We start from the raw sequence: 23826 nt of genomic DNA, 5'->3' as shown, positions 1-23826 counted from the left end.
GAATATCTACGCCAATTTTAAAATGGATGAAGTGGACGACACTTCAGAAAAGTTTGACCAGTTCCTGCACGAGCAAGAGAACAAAGGCTTTATGCGCCTGCTCACCTGCGGCAGCGTTGATGACGGTAAAAGTACGCTTATCGGCCGCCTGCTGTACGACTCAAAAATGGTGTTTGAGGATCAACTCTCCGCCCTCGAGCGCGACAGCAAAAAAGTCGGTACCACCGGCGAAGCTCTGGATTTAGCCTTGTTGGTTGATGGCCTGGCCGCCGAGCGCGAACAGGGCATTACCATCGACGTGGCCTACCGCTTCTTTGCCACCGACCAGCGCAAATTCATTATTGCCGACACCCCCGGGCACGAGCAGTACACCCGCAATATGGCCACCGGCGCCTCCACCGCCGACCTGGCCATCATTCTGATTGACGCCCGTCGCGGCGTGCTGACCCAAACCAAGCGTCACAGCTTTATTGTCTCCCTGCTGGGCATTAAGCATGTGGTGGTGGCCATCAATAAAATGGACTTGGTCGACTACTCCGAAGAGGTGTACGAAGAGATTCAAAAAGCCTACCTCGACTTTGCCGAGACCCTGGGCTTCAGCACGATCGGTTTTATTCCGATGTCGGCTCTGAATGGTGACAACGTGCTCAACCAGAGCGAAACCATGGGCTGGTACACCGGTAAGCCGTTGATGGAGTACTTCAACACGCTCGATATCGACGCCGGCGACGACACCCGCCCGTTCCGTATGCCGGTGCAATGGGTCAACCGCCCCAACCTCAACTTCCGCGGTTATTCCGGCACCATCGCCAGCGGTACCATTAAGGTTGGCGACGAAATTGTTGCGCTGCCCAGCAGCCGCACCAGCAAGGTGGCTAAAATTGTCACCTTCGATGGCGAGTTCGACAGCGCCCACACCGAACAGGCAGTGACCATCACCCTGGAAGATGAGATCGATATCTCCCGTGGCGACGTATTGGCCGCCGTACAGAACCGCCCCACCGTCACCAACGCGGTGGCCGCCGATCTGATCTGGATGGATGAGCAGGCTATGGCTCTCAACCACCCCTATCTGATCCGCCTGGAGAACAAAACCGTCCCCGGGCGCGTCACGGCCATCGACTACAAGGTCGATATCAACAACCTGCAGCAACTGGCCGGCGGTGACGATCTGGCCCTCAACGAAGTGGCCCGGGTGCAACTGGCACTGACCGACCGCATCGCCTTCGATCCCTACGAGCTAAGCCGCAGTATGGGCTGCTTTGTGGTGATCGACCGCATGACCAACAAGACCATTGCCGGCGGTATGATTCGCGCCAGCCTCGACACCGCCTCCAATGTTCACTGGCAGGCCCTCGATGTCGACAAGCAGGCCCGTGCCAGCGCCAAACACCAAAAACCGGCCGTGTTGTGGTTTACCGGCTTCTCCGGTTCAGGCAAATCCACCATTGCCAACCTGGTGGAGAAGAAACTGCACGCGCGTGGCAACCACACCTACATCCTGGATGGCGACAATGTCCGCCACGGCCTCAACAAGGATCTGGGCTTCACCGACGAGGATCGCATTGAAAATATCCGCCGCGTCAGTGAGGTGGCCAACCTGATGACCGACGCCGGTCTGATTGTACTGAGCTGCTTTATCTCGCCGTTTAGGCAGGAGCGTCAGGCCGCCCGCGAGGTTTGTGGCGAGACACCGTTCATTGAGGTGTTTGTCGATACGCCGTTCGACACCTGTGAGCAGCGCGATCCCAAAGGGCTCTACCAAAAAGCCCGGGCCGGCGAAATCAAAAACTTCACGGGGATGGATAGCCCCTATGAGCCGCCAGAGAATCCGGAAGTGCGCCTCCAAACCCCGGGCCACACCCCGGAAGAGGTGGCCGATATGGTTATCCGCTATCTGGATGACAACGGCTTTTTAAGCCCTTAAGCGGCATAGCAGCGTCGGGGCGGTATGGGCGGCCAGCTCGCCCGCCCCTGATGTGACCTCAGGCCAATTTCAAGCAGCTCGCCAGGAGGGCGTTAATTAACGCTTTACTTGCAGGCATTAGCAGGCTTTTAAGCCTGCTTTTTTTTATGTTCCGGCCCGGTGGTTTTAGGCATCCTCCGTTGCACACTGGGCTGGCTGTCGCAGCGCCGGGTGGGCTGATCACGGCCACCCTACCCCGGCCACCCCACCGCCCCCCGAGCGGGGGTTAACCGGTCTGTTTACGACCCGCGTGTTTAGGCGTGGGGCGAACCACAGCCAACCACAGGGCGTCGTCACAATTTACCTAAGCCGCTCTCGAGCTCACAGACAAAAACTGCTATTTTGCCTGAACTCTTAAATCCGACCACGACTCCAAGTACTCACTCGGCCAGTACCGGATACAGCGCATATGACAATCCAAATTATCACCACCGGTGGCACCATCGATAAAATCTATTTCGATGCGCTCAGCGAATTTCAGGTCGGCGAATCGCCCATCGCCAGCATCCTGCACGAAGCCAACGTCACCCTCGATATTCCCACCCAGCCGCTGTTTCGCAAAGACAGCCTGGAGCTGACCGACGCCGACCGGGAAGCCATCCGCCAAGCGGTTATACAATCCCCCGCCCGGCAGATCCTAATCACCCACGGCACCGACACCATGGCCCACACCGCCGAGGTACTGTTGAGCGTGGCCGACAAAACCATCGTCCTCACCGGCGCCATGCAGCCGGCCCGTCTGCGCTCCACCGATGCCATCTTCAATGTCGGGTTTGCCCTGGCGGCGGTACAAACTTTGCCGTACGGTGTTTACATCGCCATGAACGGCCGGCTCTTCCCCGCCGGTACCGTCAAGAAAAATCGCCACGCCGGCTGCTTCGAGGATCTTTGAGCGGCCACCTGCCAAGCCAAAAAGGACTCCAGCTTGATACGCAATACACTCATCGCCCTGCTGGCCACCACCAGCCTCTACCTGTTGTACATCAATAGCGTCAACCAACATCTGCCGCCACTCTATCCGGCCGACTTTATTCTGCCCGATGGCTCGGCCTATTACGGCGAAATCGACCAGGGCCTGCTAACCGGCCAGGGCAAATTGGTCTGGCCCAATGGCAGCCATTTTGAAGGTCTCTTTGTCGATGGGATGTTCAATGGTCCCGGCGAACTCTGGGGGGCGGATGGCTCCCACTACGTCGGCAACTTTCGCGAAGGTATGTTTAACGGCAGTGGTGAGTACAGCAACAGCGATGGCAATCTCTACGTGGGGGAGTGGGTCAATAATCTCCGGCACGGACAGGGCAAGCTGAGCTCACCCGACGGCCAGGTTTATGAAGGGGAGTTTGTCGAAGGCACTATTCGCAAGGGCCACTACAGCGACACCCGAGGTATCAATTACCAAGGCGAATTTGCCAACTGGGAATTTAACGGCCAGGGCACCTTCACCACCGAAGATGGCGACATCTATACCGGCCAGTTTGCCGAGGGCTCATTAACTGGCCAGGGCACCTTTACCAGCAGCGACGGCGACCACTATCAGGGCGAGTTTGAAAATTACTACTACCAGGGCCAGGGCAACCTGCAGCTGGCCAATGGCGACCGCTACCAAGGTGAATTTCAATATGGCCAATACCACGGCCAGGGCGTGCTGACACTGGCCGCAGAGGAGCAGGGTTACACCGAGTTAAAAGGCACCTGGGATTACGGCCGTTTGGAAAACGACCCGCGCTACCCCAATATCGATTACAGCCAGGCCATGGAGCAGGCGCTCTACAATCAAGCGCCGCTGCTGCAAAACGAATTGGCCACCGTCGCGCCCGGAATCAGTGGTAAAACCGAGCTCTACTTTTTGGGTTTTGCCGGCTACGGCAGCCAGGATGTTTTTCTCAAAGAGTTAACCACCATTGCCAACATTTTCAATAGCCCCGATTACGCCCAGGGGCGGGTGCTGAAGCTGATCAACAATCACCAATCCATGGCCGAAACACCGCTCGCCACCAGCCACGCGTTAGAGCTGGCACTGCAGGCGCTGGCCAATAAAATGAACGTGGATGAAGACATTCTGTTTTTGTATTTAACCAGCCACGGCTCGCGCGAACACGAGTTGAGTGTGCGTTTAAATGGCATCTCACTGCCAGACCTATCGGCACCGCGCCTGGCGGAAATCGTTAACCAGAGCCCGATAAAATGGAAAGTGATTTTTATCTCCGCCTGCTATTCCGGCGGTTTTATTCCGGAACTGGCCGATGATAAAACCCTGGTGATCACCGCCGCCCGCTCCGACCGCCGCTCCTTTGGATGCAGCAATACCAGCGACATGACCTATTTTGCCAAAGCCTATTTTATGGAGTCGCTGCCCAAGGCAGATAATTTTATCAACGCGTTTACTCTGGCCGAGCAGACTGTAACCGATTGGGAAAACAGAGACTTCCCCGACAGCAAGCACTCGCTGCCACAAATTGCTATTGGCAGCGCCATCGAACAAAAATTGCAAGCCTGGCGTCTGGCCAATCAACAGCAATTCAGCAAGGCCCATTAACCACCCGTTGGTATACCGCCGTAGGAAAAGAGAGATAAAAATTCCAGCGTTGCTCTGCTACACTGGCCGGCCTTATGCGAACCAAACAGAGGCTTTGGTTGGCAAAGAAATTTACCTTGCCGGTGGCTTCGAAATTGACGAGCAGTACTCTCCAGCAATAGTAATCAACCAGCATAAGCGCGGCAGTTTTCAACATGGCAAGTCAAAACAACCACACCCGGGTGGGATTAATCGGCCTCGGTGTCATGGGCAAAAATCTCGGCCTCAATTTAACCGACAACCAGATTCAGGTGGTGGGCTTCGATACCGACCCCAATAAAATCGATCTGTTTGTGGAACAGGAGCAACGTGAACGTCAGCGGGCTTCTGCCCGCGCCTTTGCCAGCAGCTCACTGACTGACCTGCTGGCGCAGCTACCCAGCCCCCGCACCGTGTTTCTCTCGGTACCCGCCGGCCAGCCGGTGGATGCTGTGTGCGAGCAGCTGATTGTCGCCGGCATTGGCCCGGAGGATGTGGTGATTGATACCGGTAACAGCCTCTGGACCGACTCCAACACCCGGGAGGCACACTACCGCTCCCACTTTCTCTTTTTCAGCACCGCCGTCTCCGGCGGTGAGGTGGGCGCCCGTTTTGGACCATCCCTGATGGCCAGTGGCGATGCCAGCGCCTGGCCGAGACTGGAGCCCATACTGCACGCCATCGCCGCCAAGGTTGAGCCAAGCACCGGCCTCGCCATCGAACGTCAGGAGCCCGGCAACCCGGTAACCGAGGGCGAACCCTGCGCGGCCTATATCGGCCCCTCCGGCTCTGGCCACTTTGTGAAGATGGTGCACAACGGCATTGAGTACGCCGATATGCAGTTGATCTGCGAGGCCTACCACTTTATGCGGGTCGCCCTAGGCCTGACTCCCGCGCAAATCTCCCAGGTGTTTAGCGAATGGAACCAAACCGAGCTCAACAGCTACCTGATGGAGATCTCCGCCGATGTCCTGGCCCAGGCGGACCCAGAGACCGGCCTGCCGCTGGTGGACATTATTCTCGATAAAGCCGGCCAGAAGGGCACTGGCCTGTGGACGGCAGTGCACAGCCTGCAGGCCGGCGCCCCCGCCACGGTCATCGCCCAGGCAGTCTACGCCCGCAGCCAATCGGCCCAGAAACAGCAGCGGGTACAGGCCGCACAACTACTCTGTGGTCCAGCTGACGGCGCTCTGCCCGCGTTTGAGGTTGAGTCTGCCCTGCAACAGCTGCACGACGCCCTCTACTGCGCCAAGATCTGCGCCTACGCCCAGGGTTTTGAGTTGATGCAAATGGCCGCCAGCGACAACAGCTGGCCGCTAAATTTTGCTGAGATCGCCAAAATATGGCGGGCGGGCTGCATCATCCGCGCGCGCTTTCTACAGTCGATTACCGACGCCTACCAGCGCGATGCCGAGCTGCCCAACCTGCTGTTTGATGGCTTCTTCGGCGACACCCTGGTCGCCCGCCAAGCCCATTGGCGGCAGGCGGTGATTGCCGGTATCCGTACTGGCGTGCCCATGCCCTGTATGAGCTCGGCGCTCAGCTATTTCGATGCCTTCCGGTCGGAGACCTTGCCGGCCAACCTGCTGCAGGCCCAGCGCGACTTTTTCGGCGCCCACACCTTCCAGCGGGTCGATAAAGACCCGGCCCACAGCTTCCACCTGCAGTGGTCGCAACCACAACGAACCCTCATCCAAACCAAGTAGCGCCGCCAGCACGCCAAAGCGCGCAACCGCAGGAGACAAGTATGTATGGGTTGATTGGCAAAATTGTCTGTGTCGCAGGCCTGCGGGATGCCCTGGCCGAACTACTGCTGGCCGCGGTACCGGGTCTGCCCGGCTGCCTGAGTTACGTTATCGCGCAGGGCAAACCGATGATCGTGGGCTTTGCAGAACGCGTTGAGACCACGCCCCTGGGTGGCCAGGGGTTGGCGCAAGCCTAATCCAGCATGGAGATTCGCGCATTTCAGGCCGGCGACCGGGCCGCCGTTGTCGACCTCTGGCAGCGCTGCCAACTGGTGGTGGCGCACAACAACCCGCAGCGGGATATCGACCGTAAGCTGCAAAAGGATGGCGAGCTGTTTCTGGTCGGCGTGATTGCCGGCGAGGTGGTCGCCAGTGTGATGGCTGGTTACGAGGGCCACCGCGGTTGGGTCAACTACCTGGCAGTCGCCCCCGAGCGGCAAAAGCAGGGGTTGGGTCGCGCCTTGATGGTCGAGGTTGAACAACTGCTGCTGGCGCGCGGCTGTCCCAAAATCAATCTGCAGATCCGTACCAGCAACCGCCACGTGATAGAGTTTTATCGGGCACTGGGTTTCATTGAGGATAAGGTGGTGAGCCTGGGCAAACGGCTGATTACCGATAACGAATAACCGGAACCTGGGCTTAGTTGAGAGGGCTTAGCTGGAAAAGGTTTATTGGCTAGGGCTTGGCAATGGATATCTTATTTCTCGGCACCTCCTCGGGCACCCCCACCAAAGAGCGCAACGTCACCGCCATTGCGCTCATCGAACAGCAAAGCAAAAATTGGTACCTGATCGACTGCGGCGAAGGTACACAACAGCAGCTGCTCCACACGCGACTATCACTGGCCACTTTGCGCGGGGTTTTTATTACCCATGTGCACGGCGACCACTGCTATGGCCTGCCCGGCCTGCTGGCCAGCGCCGGCATGCAGGGCCGCAGCGATGCCCTGCCGATTGTGGCCCCCAAAGGCATTGCCGAATGGATCGCCGCCGTACAGCAACACACTCAGCTACATCTGCCCTACGCCCTGGAGTGGCAACCGGTTGAGCGCTTAACAGCGCTGAATCTGGGGACGGTTCAAATCACCACCACCCCGCTCTCACACCGGGTCCCCTCCTACGCCTACCAATTTACCGAACAGCAGCCGCGCAACCGGCTCGATATTGAAAAACTTGAGCGTGACAAAATCACCAAAGGGCCGCTGTGGGGTGAATTACAGCGCGGCATAGATGTGAAGATTGATGGCCGCCAGGTCAGCGCCGCCGATTATGTCACCGCCGCTCTGCCCCGCTCGATTATTGTTGCTGGCGACAACGATCAGCCACAACTATTGGCCGAGGCAGCAAAAAGTTGCCAGGTGCTGGTTCACGAGGCCACCTTCAGCCAGCCGCTGGCTTTGAAAATCGGTGCTCAATTTGGTCACAGCAGCGCCCAGCAGGTGGCCATTTTTGCCGAGCAGGCGAAGATCGCCAATCTGCTCCTCACCCACATCAGCCCACGTTATCAGTCCAACCCGAACCGACGCCCAGCCCTGGTCGAAATCGAACAGGAGGCGAAGGCGCACTACCATGGCCGACTCTTTATCGCCGAAGATTTTTCCCGCTACCGTTTAACCACCGGCGGGGAACTGATTGCCGTGGCGCAAATCCGATAGGCTGGCGTTGCGACTTGCCGCAATGGGCAGTGGCCCCTAAGCTTTGCCCCACCAGCTAAACACAGGCGTACCGATCGTTGAGCAGAACTCTAAAAGCCGCGCTTCTCACCGCGTTTATCTTTCCCGGACTCGGCCACTTCTACCTGAATTGCCGTATCACTGGCGCCATCCACGCAATAGTGACCAGCGTCGCCCTGGCTCTGTTTGTGGTTGCCCTCTACCACCTTGCTCAGGCCGTGGCCGCCGACCTCAGCAGCGGCCAGGTGGCCCTCTCCCTGGACGGGCTCTGGCAATCCACACAATGGCATTTAGCCGAAGCCCTGGGCACTCGCGTCTATCGCACCGGCGGCCTGGTGATTCTCTTCTGGCTGCTGGCAACGATAGATAGCTTGCGCGCCGCCTGGCTCAACCCTGCAAATAAACCACCCGATGTCTCACAACAAACCGACAGTGGTGTGCAATAGCTGCCGAACGTGACCGCCATAAACCTGGCCAATAAATAGACAGGCTATAAATTTTTTGCAATTTGAGAGCGCAGATCTCTTATGACTGATTCCAATTGGTGCAGACTGTTTCGGGTAATTGTTTAAACAATCGTCATAACCACTGTAATAATCAGCCTTTAATATATTGGCAAACTATTTGCGTTGGCAGCAGCCGACTTGGCTAATCGAGTTTGATCTGCCACTATGGCCATCGCTTGGCGTTAGTGACAAACAAAGTAACAAACTAAAAGCCAGTAAAACGAAAGAAAGCGACACAACAAAAAAATACCTAAAACAATAATAATTAAAGGATACAAATATACCGGTGGCAGGAAGCCGGGCTCTCGGTAGGGTTAGGATACGGGTGTGTTTCAATCACCAGGGCGTGCTGGCTGACCATCCAGGCGCACTAAAAATACAGAGAGTAGACAATGAAAAAGATTTCCCGCCGCCAATTCCTGGCTCAGGTGGCAATGGCTGGAGGCACGCTCGCCGTCTATAACACCGCAATGGCGTTGGACTTAGTCGGCAACAAAGATGCTTTAACCACACTTAAGCTCAAACCCACCACCAGCAAACAGACAGTCGCTGTACTCGGCGGCGGTATCGCCGGACTGGCCGCAGCTCATGAACTGGGCGAAGCCGGTTACAACGTGGTGATTTTGGAAGCCTCCCACCGCTTGGGCGGCCGCAACTTAACTCTGCGCCACGGCGATTTAATCGATGAACTGGGTCGCCCTAACTACTGCCAGTTCGACAAAGCCCCCAATCTCTACTTCAACGCTGGTCCAGCCCGTATTCCCGGCCACCATCGGCGACTACTGCACTACTGCAAAAAATTCCATGTGCCGTTGGCCATTAAAGCCAACCACAACCGTCTGGCCTATGCCTACGACAATGTCCCCGGCGCGCCAGCCATGACCCGGCAACAATATTACATCTCCGATGCGCGCGGTTTCCTGGCCGAGCTCGCCTGGAAAGCGGTTAAGAAAAACCTGTTTGATGAACCACTCAGTAAAGAAGATGTAGAAAAGCTGGAGTTCTTTATTCGAGGCTACGGCGATCTGGACACCAGCGGCCAATACAGTGGTACCTACCGCGCCGGAGCCACCACCGATCGCATGCTCAGCCACGGAGACAAGTACGAACCCATGGCCCTGCAACAACTGGTCAACAGTGAATACTGGAAGGGTTCAATGAACTCCCCCGAGAATTTCGACTGGTTGAGCCCGCTGATGGAGCCCAAAGGGGGCATGGATCAGGTGGTGGAAGGCTTTAAACGCAACCTCAAGGCCAAGGTAAAACTGAAAGCCCAGGTACAGGCGATCAACCTGCGCGACGACGGTGTTGAAATTGCCTACCAGTACAAGGGTAAAGTCGAAACCCTGAAAGCCGACTACTGTTTCAACAACATTCCGGCTCCGTTCCTGCCAGGTATTCCCAACAACTTCTCCGAAGGTTACCGCGATGTGATCGCCTCCTTTGAACGGGACAGCCTGTTCAAAATCGGCTTCCAGATGAAAAAACGGTTCTGGGAAGAGGAAGGGATCTACGGTGGTATCACCTACACCTCAGACCGCATCAACCAGATCTGGTACCCGGGCCACGACATCAACGCCGATAAAGGCGTGCTGCTGGGTGCCTACATCTGGAATCCCGAAGATATCGAGCACTTCGCCAATCTCTCGCTTGAGGATCGCCTGAAAGAGGCCGCAGCCCAGGGTGAAGCCATTCATAAAGGCTACAGCGGTTACATCGAAAACGGCGTCAGCATCGCCTGGCATCGCATGAACAACATGATGGGCTGTGGCAACCGCATCAGTGAATCCCATTTTGAACGCAACTTCCCATTGGCACAAAAACCAGAGGGCAACCGCCACTTCTTGATTGGCGACCAGGTCAGCTACCACCCCGGCTGGCAGGAGGGCGCGCTGGCTTCAGCTGAAACCGCGCTGCTGCAATTCAACCAACTGGTTTCCGCCGCTTAAGGAGTTCCCATGCGATCGCTAATGTTAATGCTCAGTGGCTGTATCAGCCTCGCTTTGTCTTCCCTGTGCCTGGCGGAGGGAGACCTAAAACCAGTACCCAAAGAGTTCCAGTACTGTACTGTCTGCCACGGTACCCAGATGCAGGGCAACCCCTCCACTGGGGCACCGCGCATCAGTGGCTTGCCCAGCTGGTATATCGTCAATCAGCTCAAGTCGTTCCAGCACAGCTACCGCGGCACCGATGCCAGTGACCAACCCGGCAACGAAATGCGCATCGCGGCCGAGGGTATCACCAGCGATATGCTCGACGACGCGGCCGCCTTTGCCAGTGCCACCCAGTCGCCGCTACCAGCCGCTACACTTACCGGTGATGCCACCAAGGGCAAGGCGCTGTTTGCCACCTGTATGGCCTGCCACGGCGACCAGGCGCAAGGCAATGAAGCCCTGTTTGCACCACCACTGACTGGCCGCAACGATTGGTACCTGACCCGCCAGCTAAACAACTTCCTAAGTGGTAAACGCGGAGCCGCCGACGGCGACGTTACCGGCAGTCAAATGGCTGCTGCGGTAACGGTACTGACCGATGAACAAGCCGTGGCCGACGTTGTCGCATTTATTCAAACCCTTAACTAATCAAATTATTTTTGGAGCATCCATGAAAGTTAAAATTGCCGCCCTTGCCGCCGCGCTGCTGATATCCACAGCCGCCAGTGCTGAACCCATTCGCCACCCACTGCCGAACAACAGCACCTTCCCCATTGCCCGCGCCGTAGAGGTGCCCGCCGGCACCACCCTGATCTACCACAGCGGCCAGGTACCGGGTGCCGCCAACGAAGAGGCCACCCGTGGCAGCCGTGAGTACTATGGCGACACCTACACCCAAGCCATGAGTGTTTTTGCCAAATATGAGTCCTCGCTGAAAGAGATGGGCCTGGGCTTTGGCGATGCGGTGAAATTGACCGTGTTCCTGGTGGGTGACCCCGCCATGGATGGAAAAATGGATTTTGCCGGCTTTATGAAAGCCTACACTCAGTACTTCGGTACCGAGGCTCAGCCCAACCTGCCAGCGCGCTCTGCAATTCAGATTGCCGGCCTCGCCGGTGGCCCAGGCATGTTGATCGAAATTGAGATGGTTCTGGCCAAGCCTCAGTAAGCGGCCAATAAACAGTGGCGCCAAGCGCCACTGTTTTCTCCAACAACTCCCCTTCTCCTCCCGCCTATCTTCCTGCTGCCCAGCCTGCGCAGCACAAATTCACCAAGGCCATAACCCCATTAACTTTTCTGCCCGCCACCAACTGGGGGGATCCACCAGCCACCCTTCAACAAAAATCATCAGCCGGCCCACCGAACTCAGCTCGACGCTGTGGGGTTTTCCCGCACTGACCAGTACTCACAAAAAGAGGGTGATCATTCAAGTATCATCGGTTAAATCTCATGCTGACTGCCCGCTCGTTGGCCCCCAGTATTAGCGATTGTTAAATTCCACACCCCGGCTAATGTCGGAAAACGTCACAGAATTACGATAATAACGACGCCAAGGCAGCCGCGAACCCCGGCCAACTGGCAAGCACCTAATTGCTGACTATACTGTTTTGATGATCGGCTCTGGCAAAGCCCTTCGACAGGTGGTATGTCGGCTGTTATTTGTACACCCCCACACTGTTACCACTTGCGGAAAATAGGCTGTTAATAAACCGAAGGCTGGAACCGCCACACACGATTAAATCAACAAGGAGAATTCCATGAACTGGTATCTACAAGCCCTGAAAAAATATGCCGTCTTTAGTGGCCGTGCCCGCCGTAAAGAGTACTGGCTGTTTGCCCTTTTCAATATCCTTATCACGATGGCGCTCTACATCCTGGTTATTGTTGGTGCCGTAAATAATATCGCGGCCCTGGCAGGTATCGCAGGAATACTGATCGCGATCTACATGCTGGCCATCATATTGCCGGCACTGGGTGTAACCGTGCGCCGCTTGCACGACACCAATCGCTCTGGCTGGTGGTTTTTCATTCAGTTTGTACCCATTGTTGGTGGCATTATTCTGTTGATTTTCACCATTATGGATGGCACTCCAGGCGACAACGATTACGGCTCAGACCCGAAAGCCGCTTAATGGCTCTTCGCTAGGCAGCACCCACCAGTGCTGCCTAGCACCCCCCCAACAAAATCCTCCAGAAGCCCCCGTTTTAATTTATCACCACTCTTTACCGCTTTACTTTGCCCGCTATTGCGCTCGACCCTCAATTCACCTCGTAATCACCAGCATCGGGCCAAACCACTCCAAATCTGCAATCTGCCACACTTTACTGGGGTGAACATTCATTACCGTTAAAAACAGCCCTACAATAAGCGGCGGTTAATTCTACTCAGTGGCCTGATTTCCCCGCCGCTGATAAAAAGCGTGTAGTCACCATTAATAATGCCTGGGGGGCTCTATGCCGTTAAAAAAATTATCGCTAATAATTGCGCTAACGGCGGCCATGCTGTGCGGCTGCCACAGTGAATCCAGTGGCCTCAGTGCAGCACCCTCCGCCACCAAAGAATCCCCACCACTCGCGGCCGCCATGGCTGCAGAGAAAATGATTGAGGTTTATATCAGCAACGGTGCCGTCCAGTGTGAATTTAAAGGCAAGCCACCCGCGGCTACGGCACAACTGCTCACCGGCCAGGGCATCCCGGTTGCTCGCAGTCGCTGCGGTGTGATCAATGGCGTCGCCTACCCGATGGTGTGTGGCGCCGGCACGGGTAACATCAATATCCACACCATTGCCGCCAACCATCTGGCTGCCGCCAAGGTCTTAGGCTTTACCGAAGTGAGCACTCTACCGGAAGGCTATAGTGAAAATTGCAACTAGACTTTCAGCCACGGCTTTAGTCGGTGACACGGGAGCAAATTTTTTTATCGGAGAATTTCCGTAGCACCAGTTCCGTCACCACAGCCACGGCGAGAAAACCACAGAAAATAGTAATGGTGTGGCTTAGGTGATGGGCCATATAGAAAAACGACAGGGTTATCGCCAAAAGGCTAAATAGCGCCGCCATTAACACCATAACTCGGGAGGCGCCCGTCTCGGCAATTAATTTCAGATGGCCCAGGTGCGTAATAAGGTGCACAAACAGAATCGAAACCGAGCCAACCGCAGCAATCTCCGACAGATCAAATAGCAGCAACGCAATTACAATCAGCACTCCACTAACGATCAACCCCTCACGACTATGAGCAATCGGCCGGCCAAACAGCGAGGGCAGCTCACCATCTTTTGCCAACTGATAGGTAACATTGGTGACGGCATAGAGGTTGGCATTAATGGCAGAGGCCGTGGCAATTAAAGCCGTCACCGCAATCACATAAAATCCGATCGAGCCAAAGATGGGTAACGCCGCTTCCGCCAATGCAAAATCTTTAGCCGCGATAACCCGCGCTACCGGCAAATTGCCGAACACGGCAAAAGCGATCGCCACATAGAGCAGCATCACCAACAAGATAGCCGCCAGCATAGCCCTTGGCAGGGTTTTACCCGGGTCGGGCATATCCTCCGCAACGTTGGTAATCACTCGAAAACCTTCGTAGGCAAAAAAGGTGATAGCGAGACTAAAAAAGATGGCATTCACCGGTGGGTAGTGCGATGGCGAGAGCAGTTGTGGTTTTAGCACCCAGATGCCGGCCACCGACAACACCACCAGCACCAAAAATTTTACCGCCACGGTAATCCGCTCCCAGATGGCAACGTCCTTCGCCCCACCGAGATTAATCAACACAAACAGCAGAATAATACCGATCGAAAAGAGATGGTGCCAAAGGGGTGAATCTGCCGCTGGTATAAAGGTGATAGCGTAATTGCCAAAGGCTTTGGCAATCAGGCTCAAACTGACGATCGCGGTCAGGTAGAGCACAATGCCCATGCCGCCAGTAAAAAGCCCGCTGCCGTAAGCCTGGGAGAGGTATTCAATCAAACCACCGGATGAGGGGTAACGGGCGCCCAATTTACCCAGCGAATAACCACTGAACAGGGCGATGATACCGCCGGCGACAAACGACAGATAAACCGCGCTACCCGAAATGGCACTGGCCTCGCCCAACAGAGCAAAGATGCCGGCTCCCACCATGGCGCCAATCCCCATGGCGACGGCCGACCAAAAACCAATGGGCTTTTGCGATGTGTGCATAAACGCATCCCCCAATCTGAGCGGGGCAGCTTACCATAGGCAGGCAAGGCTTGCCCGAGCAGAGGCTCAGACAACGTCAGCGGTAAAATAGTTTTTTTGGCGTGAAGGGAGCGGGAGTATAGAGATGGCGGAGAGAGCAGTGGCTTGCCAGGGCTAACTGGCGTTACGCCACCCTCGCTTAAAAATGGGAGTTAATCATCACTGCTCTTTTGGCTTTGGGTAACCACCTTTTCGGTATTGTGGCCAATGGACTTTACCGTGTCCCGCGATGCGTGACCGATAGCGGTTGCCACCTCCTTGGTGCCGTGGCCAATGGTGCGACCGGTATCTTTTAATTCGGCACAACCCGCCAGGCAGTAGCAAACACTAATACAGAGGGCCGATGTTGCAACTCTTTTCATACCTAATCCAGTGTTGATCAATTTACTGTTGTCGAATTCAATATAGTCCACGCTTCGACAAATTTCCCACTGTTTAAACTCAAGCCCCAACTAATATGCGCTGCGCAATTGCGACACTACAGCTCGCGAATAAGGTCGCCCAGTCGGTGCGTCTGCCAGACACTCAACAGCCTGGTCATCATGTGCAACTGAATGCGGGCGTTGTCGTGTTGCCGGAAGCAGTCGTCGTGAGCACCCTGCACCCCCTCCAGATTTTCGATTTCGCGCGCGATAGCAATACCGGCATTCATTGCGTAAGCCACCCCAGAGAGCGCAACAATCAGCAGTACCTGTAAACGCAGTTCATCGAGTTCCAGGCTCGGCCCACCGGCTCTAGCAAACGCCGTGATGAAGGTCGTCAACAGCTCCTCCAGATGCTGGTTCCAGATACTCAGGTCGGCACCACTTAGTACACCGTTGATCGACTGAGCCACACTCATCGGCCCGGCATTGGCCCAATCCAAAAAGCCACACTGTAATTCACCCAGCGCATCGCGCCAGAACCAGCAATTGTCGATGTTGGCGTTCCAGTGGTTAAAAGCAATCATCGCCGGATTAGCAAACAGCCGCGCCCGGACCTTCTCTTCCGCGGCCACCAAGGCTGGCAGGTCGGCTATAAATTGCTGTTGGAATTTTTCGTCGCAGAGTGCCCCGGGCACCAGCCTGGGGTAGCGGGCAATAAAATCGAACATGCGCCCGGCCCGCTCCAGCAACTTCTCTTCGGTTGCACCCAAAGTCAACATCGCGCCCGCGCGTTTGGGGTTATAGGGAAATCGCTTATCGAACTCCGGGCTCAGCCGGCCACTGGCGTGGGCTCCCGCCAACCTGGCCAAAGCGCGCACAATGGTGGTGTAGTGCTCCAGGGGCTCGGGCACCACAGAGTCCATGCATTTGGGGTAGAAGGGCTCCACCCCCTGGTGGCCATAGCTGATACATTCGGTAATAATCAACCCGGTGCCGGAGCTTGACTCGACATCGGCAAACAGGCATCGGGGCACGGTCACGGGGAAATCCGGGGCACGCGACAACACCGCGAAGTTAGCCTCCGAGATCATCATAAAGCGCGCTCTATCAGCCAATTCATTGGTGAAATTGCGCGAGAATTTTATAAACAGCTGTTCAGGCAGGTCCGACGCTGGCACAGCATAGGCGACGGTTAACAACAGCTTTTTACCGGTACCGCCACCCACAAACTCCTCGGCGGTAATTATCTGGCTTACCCGGTTGTTGGCAGCCAGCGTTCCGGCGGATTGAAATGCCCGGGTAAGGAAAGCGCAACCGTCGGCTAATAAGGTTTCGGCATCGGCGGGAATAGCCAGGTTAAACAGCTGGCCGATTACCCAAGGAGTATTGTCTGCGTCTGCAGTTTTATTCTTTTCAAATATCATGGCCACGGCTCTCGGCGTTTTTAGTCCGTCTTTAATGGTCCGTTTTATTCCAGGTATCCACATTGCTCGCCTGGATTTATTGAGAGTGCGAAAAAAGTTATGCCCAGGCAACGCCCGCGGGAGGAGCCTAGCCAAGGCTAACACCCAGGCAAAGAAAAGCCGGGAGTTTACCACAGCCGGTTGTTGCCCTGAGGCCTGGGCAAAGCCAATCGACCACCGTCAACCTGGGCAACGGCTCACTCTCGTTTAACAGCTGAGAGCTGCCAAAGCCACCAGAGCCTGCTCGGCTTTTGCTGCCGGCACAAAAATATGGTCGTGATAGAAAGCAGCGATAACATTGGCACTAATGCCCTCCGCAGCCAAGCGGGTGGCGACCGTTGCCGTCAGGCCAACGGCTTCCAGGCTGGAGTGAACATTCAAGGTGATTTGGCGAAAAAAGCCCTCGAAGGGTAGCCCTGCGGCCTCCGCTGCCGTTCTGGTCAGCACCAGAGTCAGACCTTCAGCCTCTTTAAAACTGGCGATGGGTGCCAGTGGCAGAAACTCAGTGAGTGGCCCAGCAACCGTGCAAAAGACAAACTCCCCGGCCTGCAGTTGTGGCTGTATCCGTTTTAGTAACTGTTCCAAATCGGTAATGCCCGACATAGACGATTCCCCCCTCACCGGTAGCTCGAAACAGACCGAGCTTGTTCAACGATGCCTTAACGCGACAACCTCGAGCCAACAGCTATTAACCGATTAAAAGCCAGCCCCAAGCCAGCCCACAAGCTACCGGCCAGCCACGTGCTGGGCACCGGGTAACAGGGGTTATACCCCTAATAACCGTAATAAATGAAGTTTTTTTTACTGAAGCCAAAGTGTTCTGTGTCGTCCATCCGAGCGCTCGGCAACGGCAAGGAATAACGCTGGAGTCCACGATTGGCGGGGGGTGGGCGACCGCGACCGCGATTTGTCTGAACCTTATACCAGCCATAGACGAGACCTATAGTCGATTTCGGCCTGATGGCGCTTGACTTTTGTCATAGCGACTCGCGCTTGCTCCACCTAGGATTTCTGAAAGCTCAGCAACAACCCTGACGACACAAGAGAAACTGAGACAAGCACTCTTGTTCGTGGTTCACCAATTTTTCGCTGAAGGCGTGGAGTTGGCACTGGCGCCAGTAAGAGTGAGCAGCCAGCAGCGGGATGGGCAACCAATAAATTTAAGCCCGCACATCTGTCAGCGGCGGGCCTAAGAATGACAGCCGGGCAACTCCCGCCCGCACCGACGAAAGTCGAAAAGACAGTTTATCGCCGATGAATAGACAATATTCATCGGCAAAAAAGATTGAAGACCTGCAGCCTAAGCCTGTGCAACCACTAAAGGCGGCATCCAGTAATTTGCCGCCCAGTTTAGAGGCTGAAGCGTTGCCATGGTGCCGTTATCAACTCGGCAGATGGAGCGCGAAAGTAATTTCGTTTTTTACCACAACGGAAGCGAGTGCCAACCAGCCATTCTTGAGCTGGCCATTTAAAACTCCTAACGGTAGAGCGTAAAGATTGTCGGGCTGGCCGAATAACGCGGCAAAGGCATGTTGTGGTAACCAGCAGAGTGAAGCGCTACAAGTGAAACACTCCCGTTGGCTACCACAACAAGATATTCCTTAAATTGCGGCGGCGTCGTGGCGGAAAGCGCCACTGTGTCAATTTAACGATTTAATTTGTGATTACGATAATTTGCTAGGAGATGATGCATGAATCACAGCAAGGTTGGAAAATATCTTTATTTAACTGGAGCCGCTTTCGCGCTCAACCCCATCTACGCAGCCATTGCCCAGGATAGTGAATCCTCCGAGCCGGTTTTCATTGAAGAGATGGTCGTTACCGCCCGTAAGCGGGAAGAGAGCATCGTGGATGTTCCGCTTTCCATTCAGGCGTTCTCCAAGCGTGACCTGGATGCCGCCGGCCTAAGCGAGCTGGAATCCGTTGCCCAATTTACCCCGAACATGGATTTCCAAAACGTGGGTAACTCTCAGCCAGGTCGCTTCAACTCCGCCATCCGTTTCCGCGGTATGGATATGTCGATCACCACCCCCACCAACCAAACCGGTGGTTTCTATGTGGATGGCGTTAATATTCTGGGCGGTGCTGGCTCTGTCTCCTTTACCGATATTGGCCAGGTGGAAGTGATTCGTGGTCCACAGCCTGTCTACTTTGGTCGCGGAACCTTTGGTGGTGCCATCAACTACACCACCGTTACCCCAACTGAAGAGTTTGGTGGCCAAATCTCTGTTGACTACAGCCCCACTTTCGGCAGCACCGACATCAACGGCTATGTGGAAGGTAAACTGGTTGACAACGTTAACGGCCGCCTGACTATGTTCTCTCGCAAACAAGGCGCGCCGTTTGACGCCAACGACGGCGGCGCTCTGGGCGAAGAGAAGACCGACGGTATCTCTGTTATTTTGTCGTTCACTCCAACCGACAAACTGGATATCAAAACCCGTCTGGCCTACTCACAGGACGACGACGGCGCTCCAGCCTCTACCTTTGTACCATTCTCTACCTACAACAACATCGCTGTGGGTGACGCCATCACAGTACCAACCAGCAACGGTACTGTAACCACCGCTTTCCGTCAGCCTTGGTTGTCTGGCGACGTTCCCTACATCGATATCAGCAGTAACACCTCGTTCTACGATATCCTGGTTAATGGCCAGGCGATGTACGGCAGCCCACTGGCCGATGGCACCTACAGCGTTGCTGAACTGCTGGCCGGCCGCGATGCCGAAGGCGACACTCCCTCACTCAGCCACGTTGGCCTGCGTTCGGATTTGCTGGTCTTCTCCACCGCATTGAACTACGACCTGTCCGACAGCCTGACGCTGTCTGCCTTGGTGGGCTACAGCAAGCGCGACACCACCCAGATTCGTGACGCCGACCAAACCGACTCCCAGGCCTGGATGCTGCACACCTACCTGGAACTGGAATCCACCAACGTTGAAGCCCGTATCAATTGGGACAACGGCGGTGCTATCCGTTTGATGGGTGGTTTGAACTACTCTGAACTCGACCAAATGGGTGACGTCGACGGTGGTTGGAACGCATTTAACGGCTACTTTGGCGGCTTCCTGTACGGTTACGGTGCCAGTGTTCTGGACGCAACCAACATCGAAACCCTGGGCGTATTTGGTTCATTCGAATGGGATCTGACCGATTGGGCAACCTTCGTGGCAGAAGCCCGTTACCAGGATGACACCACCAAAAACTCCTCTGGCTATACCGAAGCAACCCTTACCGGCGAAACTGAGCTCTCCTTTGAAGCCATTCTGCCCCGTGTAAGTATTAACTTCGAGCCACTGCCTGACTCCAACCTCTACCTGAGCTACTCAGAAGGCCAACTGCCAGGCGCCTATAACGCCATGTTTGACTCAATGGATCCAACCGATGCCGCCGAATTCCTGGCCGCTAACCCGGATGTTGCCAAAGAGACCGACGAAGAGACTCTGAAGCTGATGGAACTGGGCTGGAAACAGTCTCTGATGAACGGCCAACTGTGGTACTCACTGGTTGCCTTCAGCCAAGAGTGGGATGGAATGAAGTCTTCCGGCTTGTACACCTTCACCGCCTCCTCCGGTACACCGTACTTCCTGACGCCGACTATTGCCGGTTCCAGTACTCAGCAAGGTATTGAGGCGGAAGTCCGCTGGAGCGCTACCGAAAACCTGACCGTACAAGGTGCCTACGGTTATGTTGAATCCGAGTACGATCAATACAACAGTAACTCCTTCCGCTCACTGCTGGGCTTGAGCTACGGCACCTTCTACAAGGCCGACGGCAACACCCTGCCCCGCTCACCCAAGCACAGCGGTGCCATTGGTGTTACCTGGACCGACGACCTGATGGACGGTTGGGATTACAGCCTGCGAGCTGACGTTGTCTACCGCAGCGAAACCTACGCCGACGAGCTGAACCTGACCACCATCAAAGCTTACTCACTGGTTAACCTGCGTGCCGGTATCTCCAGCATGAGCGGTGTCGACCTGGAGCTCTACTGCGACAACTGCTTCGACAAAGAGGGCTGGGCTACCGGTCGTCGTCTGACCGACTTCGGTGCCATGCCTAACTTCTTCGCCACTCAAGGTGTTGTGGTTGACCCAATCACACCACGCGAAGTGGGTATCAAAGCGGTTTACAACTTCTAAACTCGATTCTCCAAATGTTGAGTTAGCTTAAGAATCTCCCGGCCCTGATGATTGGGGCCGGGATTTTTTTTGCCCATCGCAAACTCAGTAGCCATTGCAGCCAACAACTGCCTTAGCAATAACCAACTGCTGACATTACCTACCACTGCAATTACCTACCACTGCAATTACCTAGCACAACAATTAAGTACCACAGCCATTAGCGACCAATCGTTAACAACGGCAGCATTCAATCCCGTTTGCCAATCATCCGCGCCAGGCGTTGCTCAAGCCCGGCATACCATTGTTGCCGGTGCAGCAACCAGCCACCCAGGTAGCCCACGCTACTGCCCAACAACACATCGACCATACGCAGCAAGATAACCGTATTGGTATCGAGCGAGGCACTTTTTGCCTCAGCCAGAATAATCGTGAGCGGCGTGATAAAAATCACCGCCAGGCCGTAATTACGGGTAACCAGCCATTCAATCACAAAACTCAGTACCACCATCAGCAGTGCCAGCCCCCAGGGGCTGGGGTGCAACTGAAAAACGGCCCAGGCCAACCCCATGCCAATGGCAGTACCCACCACCCGGTGCACGTTGCGCTGCCACACCGCTCGAAAGCTGGCCCCCTGCAAAATAGCGGCACAGGAGATGGGTGCCCAATAGGGGTTGTCAAATCCCAAGCCCAGTGCCAGCAGGTAGCTGATGGCAATAAACAGTGCGATGGTGGCCGACTCCAGGAAAATAGCCACCACACGCACGTCTGTGGTCTCTGCCGGCTGCACGCCGTTGGAATGGCCCGCCAACAGCTGCAGCAGGCTGTAGGTTAGCGCCAGAGCGCAGGCGGCCAAACAGCCCAACAGCAGCAACCCGGTACGCTCCGTTAACAGAGCAAGGTCAAACGGCTGAGCGCCGGCAATGGCGGCTACCAGAATAAAGAAAAAGCTACCCGGAGGTGGTACCGTAAAATAGCGGCAGACAAAGGTGGCCCAAAAGGCCACCAGCCCCAGCGCGGCCACCATCAACCAGGGGCTGAATGCCACCAGCAGACAGAGGGTAAAGGCCGCGCAGAAACCAACGGTAACCACCGCCATGGTCACCATCCGGTGGGACAGCGGCGTCTGGCGCAGGTAGGTGCTCACCAGGCCGCCAATACTGGCCGCCACTCCCAGCTCAAACTGCCCGAGCCAAGCCCCCAACACTACCGGCCCGGCAATCGCCAGAGTCACCGTCATTAAAAAACCCAGAGGACGCTTGTGGTCACTCAAGGTTAATAGCGGGCGGATGTGAGCCCAGAGACCGGTTTTATTATCTGGCGGTGAAGAATTAGAGGGCGGAGGATTATCGGTGGCCATAGTCGGTATTTCGCGGGCTAACTTTCCACATAGTGCATTTTAATCAGTGCGACCGGCTCACCACTCAGGTTTTGGCGTGCCTCTACAGCATAGGGCTTAAAGCCCAACCGGGCATAGAGCAGCAGTGCCCGGGCATTAAAACCAAACACCGCCAAATGGGCAACCGCGCTGTATCGATTTTGGCAGAGCTCAATCATGTGACGGATAAGCGCCTGGCCAATACCCCGACCTTTAAACGGATCCGCCACGATGACATTGCCAATAAAAGCCACCGCACCTGGGTCGACATTACAAAGGTTGGCAAAGGCCACCACCTGTCCGTCAACCAAGACCACCGTTGGCTCGCGTCGACTCACTGCCAACGCTTTAACCTGTTCACCACTCCACGGAAAGCGCCCTCTGGGATAAACCAAATAGAGCTCTTCAGGCGTGCTTACCAAGCACGCGATATCGGCAAAGTGTGATTCATCGGCCGCCACGATCTTCATCATTGTTACCCACTGTGGCAATTATTGGGTTCGGTAGGTAACCAGAGATGTTAACCCTGCGCAACCGATTAATCGGCTTGAGTTTGGTGCAGATCAATGCGCCAACGACCAAAGCGCCAGATAGCTGGAAAACAGGTAGATACCAGTACCCAAAATAAAAAAGGCGCTGATCGACCACAACCAGATTTGCCGAAAGTGACGACGCACCATTAACCAGATGATCGCGGCTGGCAGCTGCGCGAGCACCACAACCAGCAGAGCGTTAACCACAGCCCACCCCAAATAACTGGGCGGTGCACTTGGCTGGTAATAGGTAGTCATCACGTAGAGAAAACGAAGAGAACTGCCAACAAAAATCAGACAACTGATAGCCGCGACAGCAGAACTGATTCGCCTAACTTTTTTAGCAAGTGGTAAATGTTCCAAAAGTTTAAGCCGAAACCATGCCAGCCAGCGCGAACACAGCCACCAGCGCCACCAGCTTGCTGACCAAAACCATTAAGATCAGGTCTGGCCAGATGGCTGCCTGTGTGTACTGTTTAAGCAGCAGGAAAAAAACAATAATCGACAGCAACCAGCCAACCGAGGGAATAATACCCACCAGGGCAGAGGCTCCAGCAACCATCACCGCAGTAATAAAAGCCAGATCGACCTTGGTAAGTTTGGCAGCCAACCACAAAATAGCACCACTGATCAGCGCATCGATAGCAAAGGCGATAACAACATCCATATTTTTAAAATTCCATAATGCGATATGGATAACCCCGCCGGCCGCCATCAGGGCCCATAGACAACTTAACCCATAGACAACTTAACCCATAGTCAAATTAGACCATATATAAATTAGGCAACGACGAGCCAAGCGGAATCGGGTAGCGGCCTATGGTAACGGCGGAAAGGGTGGAGGAAAAGGCTGGGCACGAAATTCAAACCAGGAGCCCTGCCAGCCCTTGGCGTTGGGCTGCCACTGGGCTTGGGCCAAATCCACCAACGTACAGGCCGATTGCCGGGTTCTCGCATTGGGGCCACGCGCCTCATTGCAGCGTGGCTCAGACCAGTGGCAATGAACGGAAAACTGCTGTGGGCCAGGCTTTAAACTATCCTCCTGATAACACCAGCCGGAGACCGGCGGTGCTTCACTCCAGCGGTCCGCCGTCGGGATGGGCACATTTTCGATGAGATCTTTACGCGTCGCTTCGTTCAGTGGCACACCGGAGTAACGGTTGAGCACTTCAATCGCCCAGGTGCGCAGATTGGCCGTCTCTTTATTGGGCGGCGCCTGTAGTATCGACACCCCCAGCTCAACAAATTTCGCCTGAATTTCCCGCTCGGCAATGGCCGAGGTATACCAGTGGCCCACCAATGCAATCGCCGCTGGCACCAATACCGCACTGACCACTTTAAACTTATCCCAGCCGTCCATTGAT

At 55.4% G+C, this 23826-nt stretch carries 23 protein-coding genes; 14 read left to right on the top strand and 9 right to left on the bottom strand.

Annotated features, from left to right (window positions below):
• Positions 1-22 precede the first annotated feature (22 nt).
• The 13 genes from cysN (at position 23) to SBL51_RS21115 (ending at position 13251) form a co-directional block, all read left to right on the top strand.
• A complete protein-coding gene (gene cysN, locus SBL51_RS21175) occupies positions 23-1927 on the top strand; it encodes a sulfate adenylyltransferase subunit CysN (protein ID WP_317933278.1) in 1905 nt (634 codons plus the stop codon).
• 448 nt (positions 1928-2375) lie between these two features.
• Positions 2376-2858, top strand: coding sequence for an asparaginase domain-containing protein (locus SBL51_RS21170; protein WP_317933169.1), 483 nt, complete (start codon positions 2376-2378; stop codon positions 2856-2858).
• Positions 2859-2891: 33 nt separating this feature from the next.
• On the top strand, positions 2892-4502 hold the full coding sequence (locus tag SBL51_RS21165) for a C13 family peptidase (protein ID WP_317933168.1): 1611 nt from the start codon (positions 2892-2894) through the stop codon (positions 4500-4502).
• Positions 4503-4696: 194 nt separating this feature from the next.
• Positions 4697-6226, top strand: coding sequence for an NADP-dependent phosphogluconate dehydrogenase (gene gndA, locus SBL51_RS21160; protein WP_317933167.1), 1530 nt, complete (start codon positions 4697-4699; stop codon positions 6224-6226).
• Between the two features lie 41 nt (positions 6227-6267).
• The gene (locus SBL51_RS21155; RefSeq protein WP_317933166.1) at positions 6268-6462 is read left to right on the top strand and encodes a hypothetical protein; all 195 of its coding nucleotides are present in this window, start codon (positions 6268-6270) and stop codon (positions 6460-6462) included.
• A gap of 6 nt (positions 6463-6468) precedes the next feature.
• Complete coding sequence (locus SBL51_RS21150) at positions 6469-6891, top strand: GNAT family acetyltransferase (protein ID WP_317933165.1); 423 nt, start codon at positions 6469-6471, stop codon at positions 6889-6891.
• 62 nt (positions 6892-6953) lie between these two features.
• Complete coding sequence (locus SBL51_RS21145) at positions 6954-7919, top strand: ribonuclease Z (RefSeq protein ID WP_317933164.1); 966 nt, start codon at positions 6954-6956, stop codon at positions 7917-7919.
• Positions 7920-7996: 77 nt separating this feature from the next.
• Positions 7997-8383, top strand: coding sequence for a hypothetical protein (locus SBL51_RS21140; protein WP_317933162.1), 387 nt, complete (start codon positions 7997-7999; stop codon positions 8381-8383).
• 452 nt (positions 8384-8835) lie between these two features.
• On the top strand, positions 8836-10392 hold the full coding sequence (locus SBL51_RS21135) for a flavin monoamine oxidase family protein (RefSeq protein ID WP_317933160.1): 1557 nt from the start codon (positions 8836-8838) through the stop codon (positions 10390-10392).
• Positions 10393-10401: 9 nt separating this feature from the next.
• On the top strand, positions 10402-11025 hold the full coding sequence (locus SBL51_RS21130; RefSeq protein WP_317933158.1) for a c-type cytochrome: 624 nt from the start codon (positions 10402-10404) through the stop codon (positions 11023-11025).
• 22 nt (positions 11026-11047) lie between these two features.
• Complete coding sequence (locus SBL51_RS21125; protein ID WP_317933157.1) at positions 11048-11545, top strand: RidA family protein; 498 nt, start codon at positions 11048-11050, stop codon at positions 11543-11545.
• A gap of 589 nt (positions 11546-12134) precedes the next feature.
• Complete coding sequence (locus SBL51_RS21120) at positions 12135-12509, top strand: DUF805 domain-containing protein (RefSeq protein WP_317933156.1); 375 nt, start codon at positions 12135-12137, stop codon at positions 12507-12509.
• Positions 12510-12831: 322 nt separating this feature from the next.
• Positions 12832-13251, top strand: coding sequence for a hypothetical protein (locus SBL51_RS21115; RefSeq protein ID WP_317933154.1), 420 nt, complete (start codon positions 12832-12834; stop codon positions 13249-13251).
• A 16-nt stretch (positions 13252-13267) separates the two neighbouring features.
• On the opposite strand, the gene SBL51_RS21110 is transcribed toward SBL51_RS21115, so the two are convergent.
• From SBL51_RS21110 to SBL51_RS21095, 4 genes are all read right to left on the bottom strand, one after another.
• Positions 13268-14563 carry an APC family permease gene (locus SBL51_RS21110; RefSeq protein ID WP_317933153.1) on the bottom strand — a complete coding sequence of 432 codons (1296 nt, stop codon included), beginning with the start codon at positions 14561-14563 and terminating at the stop codon, positions 13268-13270.
• Positions 14564-14754: 191 nt separating this feature from the next.
• Positions 14755-14964, bottom strand: coding sequence for a hypothetical protein (locus SBL51_RS21105; protein WP_317933151.1), 210 nt, complete (start codon positions 14962-14964; stop codon positions 14755-14757).
• 116 nt (positions 14965-15080) lie between these two features.
• The gene (locus SBL51_RS21100) at positions 15081-16391 is read right to left on the bottom strand and encodes a hypothetical protein (protein ID WP_317933150.1); all 1311 of its coding nucleotides are present in this window, start codon (positions 16389-16391) and stop codon (positions 15081-15083) included.
• A gap of 246 nt (positions 16392-16637) precedes the next feature.
• A complete protein-coding gene (locus SBL51_RS21095) occupies positions 16638-17033 on the bottom strand; it encodes an ACT domain-containing protein (protein ID WP_317933149.1) in 396 nt (131 codons plus the stop codon).
• A gap of 1088 nt (positions 17034-18121) precedes the next feature.
• Between SBL51_RS21095 and SBL51_RS21090 the strand changes: the two genes are divergently transcribed.
• Positions 18122-20572 carry a TonB-dependent receptor gene (locus tag SBL51_RS21090; RefSeq protein ID WP_317933148.1) on the top strand — a complete coding sequence of 817 codons (2451 nt, stop codon included), beginning with the start codon at positions 18122-18124 and terminating at the stop codon, positions 20570-20572.
• A 229-nt stretch (positions 20573-20801) separates the two neighbouring features.
• Here the strand turns inward: SBL51_RS21090 and SBL51_RS21085 are convergent, their stop codons facing one another.
• From SBL51_RS21085 to SBL51_RS21065, 5 genes are all read right to left on the bottom strand, one after another.
• The gene (locus SBL51_RS21085; RefSeq protein ID WP_317933147.1) at positions 20802-21791 is read right to left on the bottom strand and encodes an FUSC family protein; all 990 of its coding nucleotides are present in this window, start codon (positions 21789-21791) and stop codon (positions 20802-20804) included.
• A gap of 137 nt (positions 21792-21928) precedes the next feature.
• Complete coding sequence (locus SBL51_RS21080; RefSeq protein ID WP_317933146.1) at positions 21929-22402, bottom strand: GNAT family N-acetyltransferase; 474 nt, start codon at positions 22400-22402, stop codon at positions 21929-21931.
• A 90-nt stretch (positions 22403-22492) separates the two neighbouring features.
• Positions 22493-22669 carry a hypothetical protein gene (locus tag SBL51_RS21075; protein ID WP_317933145.1) on the bottom strand — a complete coding sequence of 59 codons (177 nt, stop codon included), beginning with the start codon at positions 22667-22669 and terminating at the stop codon, positions 22493-22495.
• A 160-nt stretch (positions 22670-22829) separates the two neighbouring features.
• Positions 22830-23129, bottom strand: a complete 300-nt coding sequence (locus tag SBL51_RS21070) for a hypothetical protein (protein ID WP_317933144.1) — start codon at positions 23127-23129, stop codon at positions 22830-22832.
• A gap of 150 nt (positions 23130-23279) precedes the next feature.
• Positions 23280-23822 (bottom strand): hypothetical protein, encoded by a 543-nt coding sequence (locus tag SBL51_RS21065; RefSeq protein ID WP_317933143.1) that lies wholly within the window; start codon positions 23820-23822, stop codon positions 23280-23282.
• Positions 23823-23826 lie beyond the last annotated feature (4 nt).

Source organism: Halioxenophilus sp. WMMB6 (genome assembly GCF_033283405.1).
GTDB lineage: Bacteria > Pseudomonadota > Gammaproteobacteria > Pseudomonadales > Cellvibrionaceae > Halioxenophilus.
Note: the sequence above shows the minus strand (reverse complement) of the source record. Positions and strands in the feature narration are given on the sequence as shown.

Excerpts from the sequence above, each read along its gene's own strand:
- cysN (WP_317933278.1), top strand. The coding sequence starts at position 23 with ATGGATGAAGTGGACGACACTTCAGAAAAGTTTGACCAGTTCCTGCAC.
- SBL51_RS21170 (WP_317933169.1), top strand. The coding sequence starts at position 2,376 with ATGACAATCCAAATTATCACCACCGGTGGCACCATCGATAAAATCTAT.
- gndA (WP_317933167.1), top strand. The coding sequence starts at position 4,697 with ATGGCAAGTCAAAACAACCACACCCGGGTGGGATTAATCGGCCTCGGT.
- SBL51_RS21155 (WP_317933166.1), top strand. The coding sequence starts at position 6,268 with ATGTATGGGTTGATTGGCAAAATTGTCTGTGTCGCAGGCCTGCGGGAT.
- SBL51_RS21150 (WP_317933165.1), top strand. The coding sequence starts at position 6,469 with ATGGAGATTCGCGCATTTCAGGCCGGCGACCGGGCCGCCGTTGTCGAC.
- SBL51_RS21145 (WP_317933164.1), top strand. The coding sequence starts at position 6,954 with ATGGATATCTTATTTCTCGGCACCTCCTCGGGCACCCCCACCAAAGAG.
- SBL51_RS21135 (WP_317933160.1), top strand. The coding sequence starts at position 8,836 with ATGAAAAAGATTTCCCGCCGCCAATTCCTGGCTCAGGTGGCAATGGCT.
- SBL51_RS21130 (WP_317933158.1), top strand. The coding sequence starts at position 10,402 with ATGCGATCGCTAATGTTAATGCTCAGTGGCTGTATCAGCCTCGCTTTG.
- SBL51_RS21125 (WP_317933157.1), top strand. The coding sequence starts at position 11,048 with ATGAAAGTTAAAATTGCCGCCCTTGCCGCCGCGCTGCTGATATCCACA.
- SBL51_RS21120 (WP_317933156.1), top strand. The coding sequence starts at position 12,135 with ATGAACTGGTATCTACAAGCCCTGAAAAAATATGCCGTCTTTAGTGGC.
- SBL51_RS21115 (WP_317933154.1), top strand. The coding sequence starts at position 12,832 with ATGCCGTTAAAAAAATTATCGCTAATAATTGCGCTAACGGCGGCCATG.
- SBL51_RS21110 (WP_317933153.1), bottom strand. The coding sequence starts at position 14,563 with ATGCACACATCGCAAAAGCCCATTGGTTTTTGGTCGGCCGTCGCCATG.
- SBL51_RS21105 (WP_317933151.1), bottom strand. The coding sequence starts at position 14,964 with ATGAAAAGAGTTGCAACATCGGCCCTCTGTATTAGTGTTTGCTACTGC.
- SBL51_RS21100 (WP_317933150.1), bottom strand. The coding sequence starts at position 16,391 with ATGATATTTGAAAAGAATAAAACTGCAGACGCAGACAATACTCCTTGG.
- SBL51_RS21095 (WP_317933149.1), bottom strand. The coding sequence starts at position 17,033 with ATGTCGGGCATTACCGATTTGGAACAGTTACTAAAACGGATACAGCCA.
- SBL51_RS21090 (WP_317933148.1), top strand. The coding sequence starts at position 18,122 with ATGAATCACAGCAAGGTTGGAAAATATCTTTATTTAACTGGAGCCGCT.
- SBL51_RS21085 (WP_317933147.1), bottom strand. The coding sequence starts at position 21,791 with ATGACGGTGACTCTGGCGATTGCCGGGCCGGTAGTGTTGGGGGCTTGG.
- SBL51_RS21080 (WP_317933146.1), bottom strand. The coding sequence starts at position 22,402 with ATGATGAAGATCGTGGCGGCCGATGAATCACACTTTGCCGATATCGCG.
- SBL51_RS21070 (WP_317933144.1), bottom strand. The coding sequence starts at position 23,129 with ATGGATGTTGTTATCGCCTTTGCTATCGATGCGCTGATCAGTGGTGCT.
- SBL51_RS21065 (WP_317933143.1), bottom strand. The coding sequence starts at position 23,822 with ATGGACGGCTGGGATAAGTTTAAAGTGGTCAGTGCGGTATTGGTGCCA.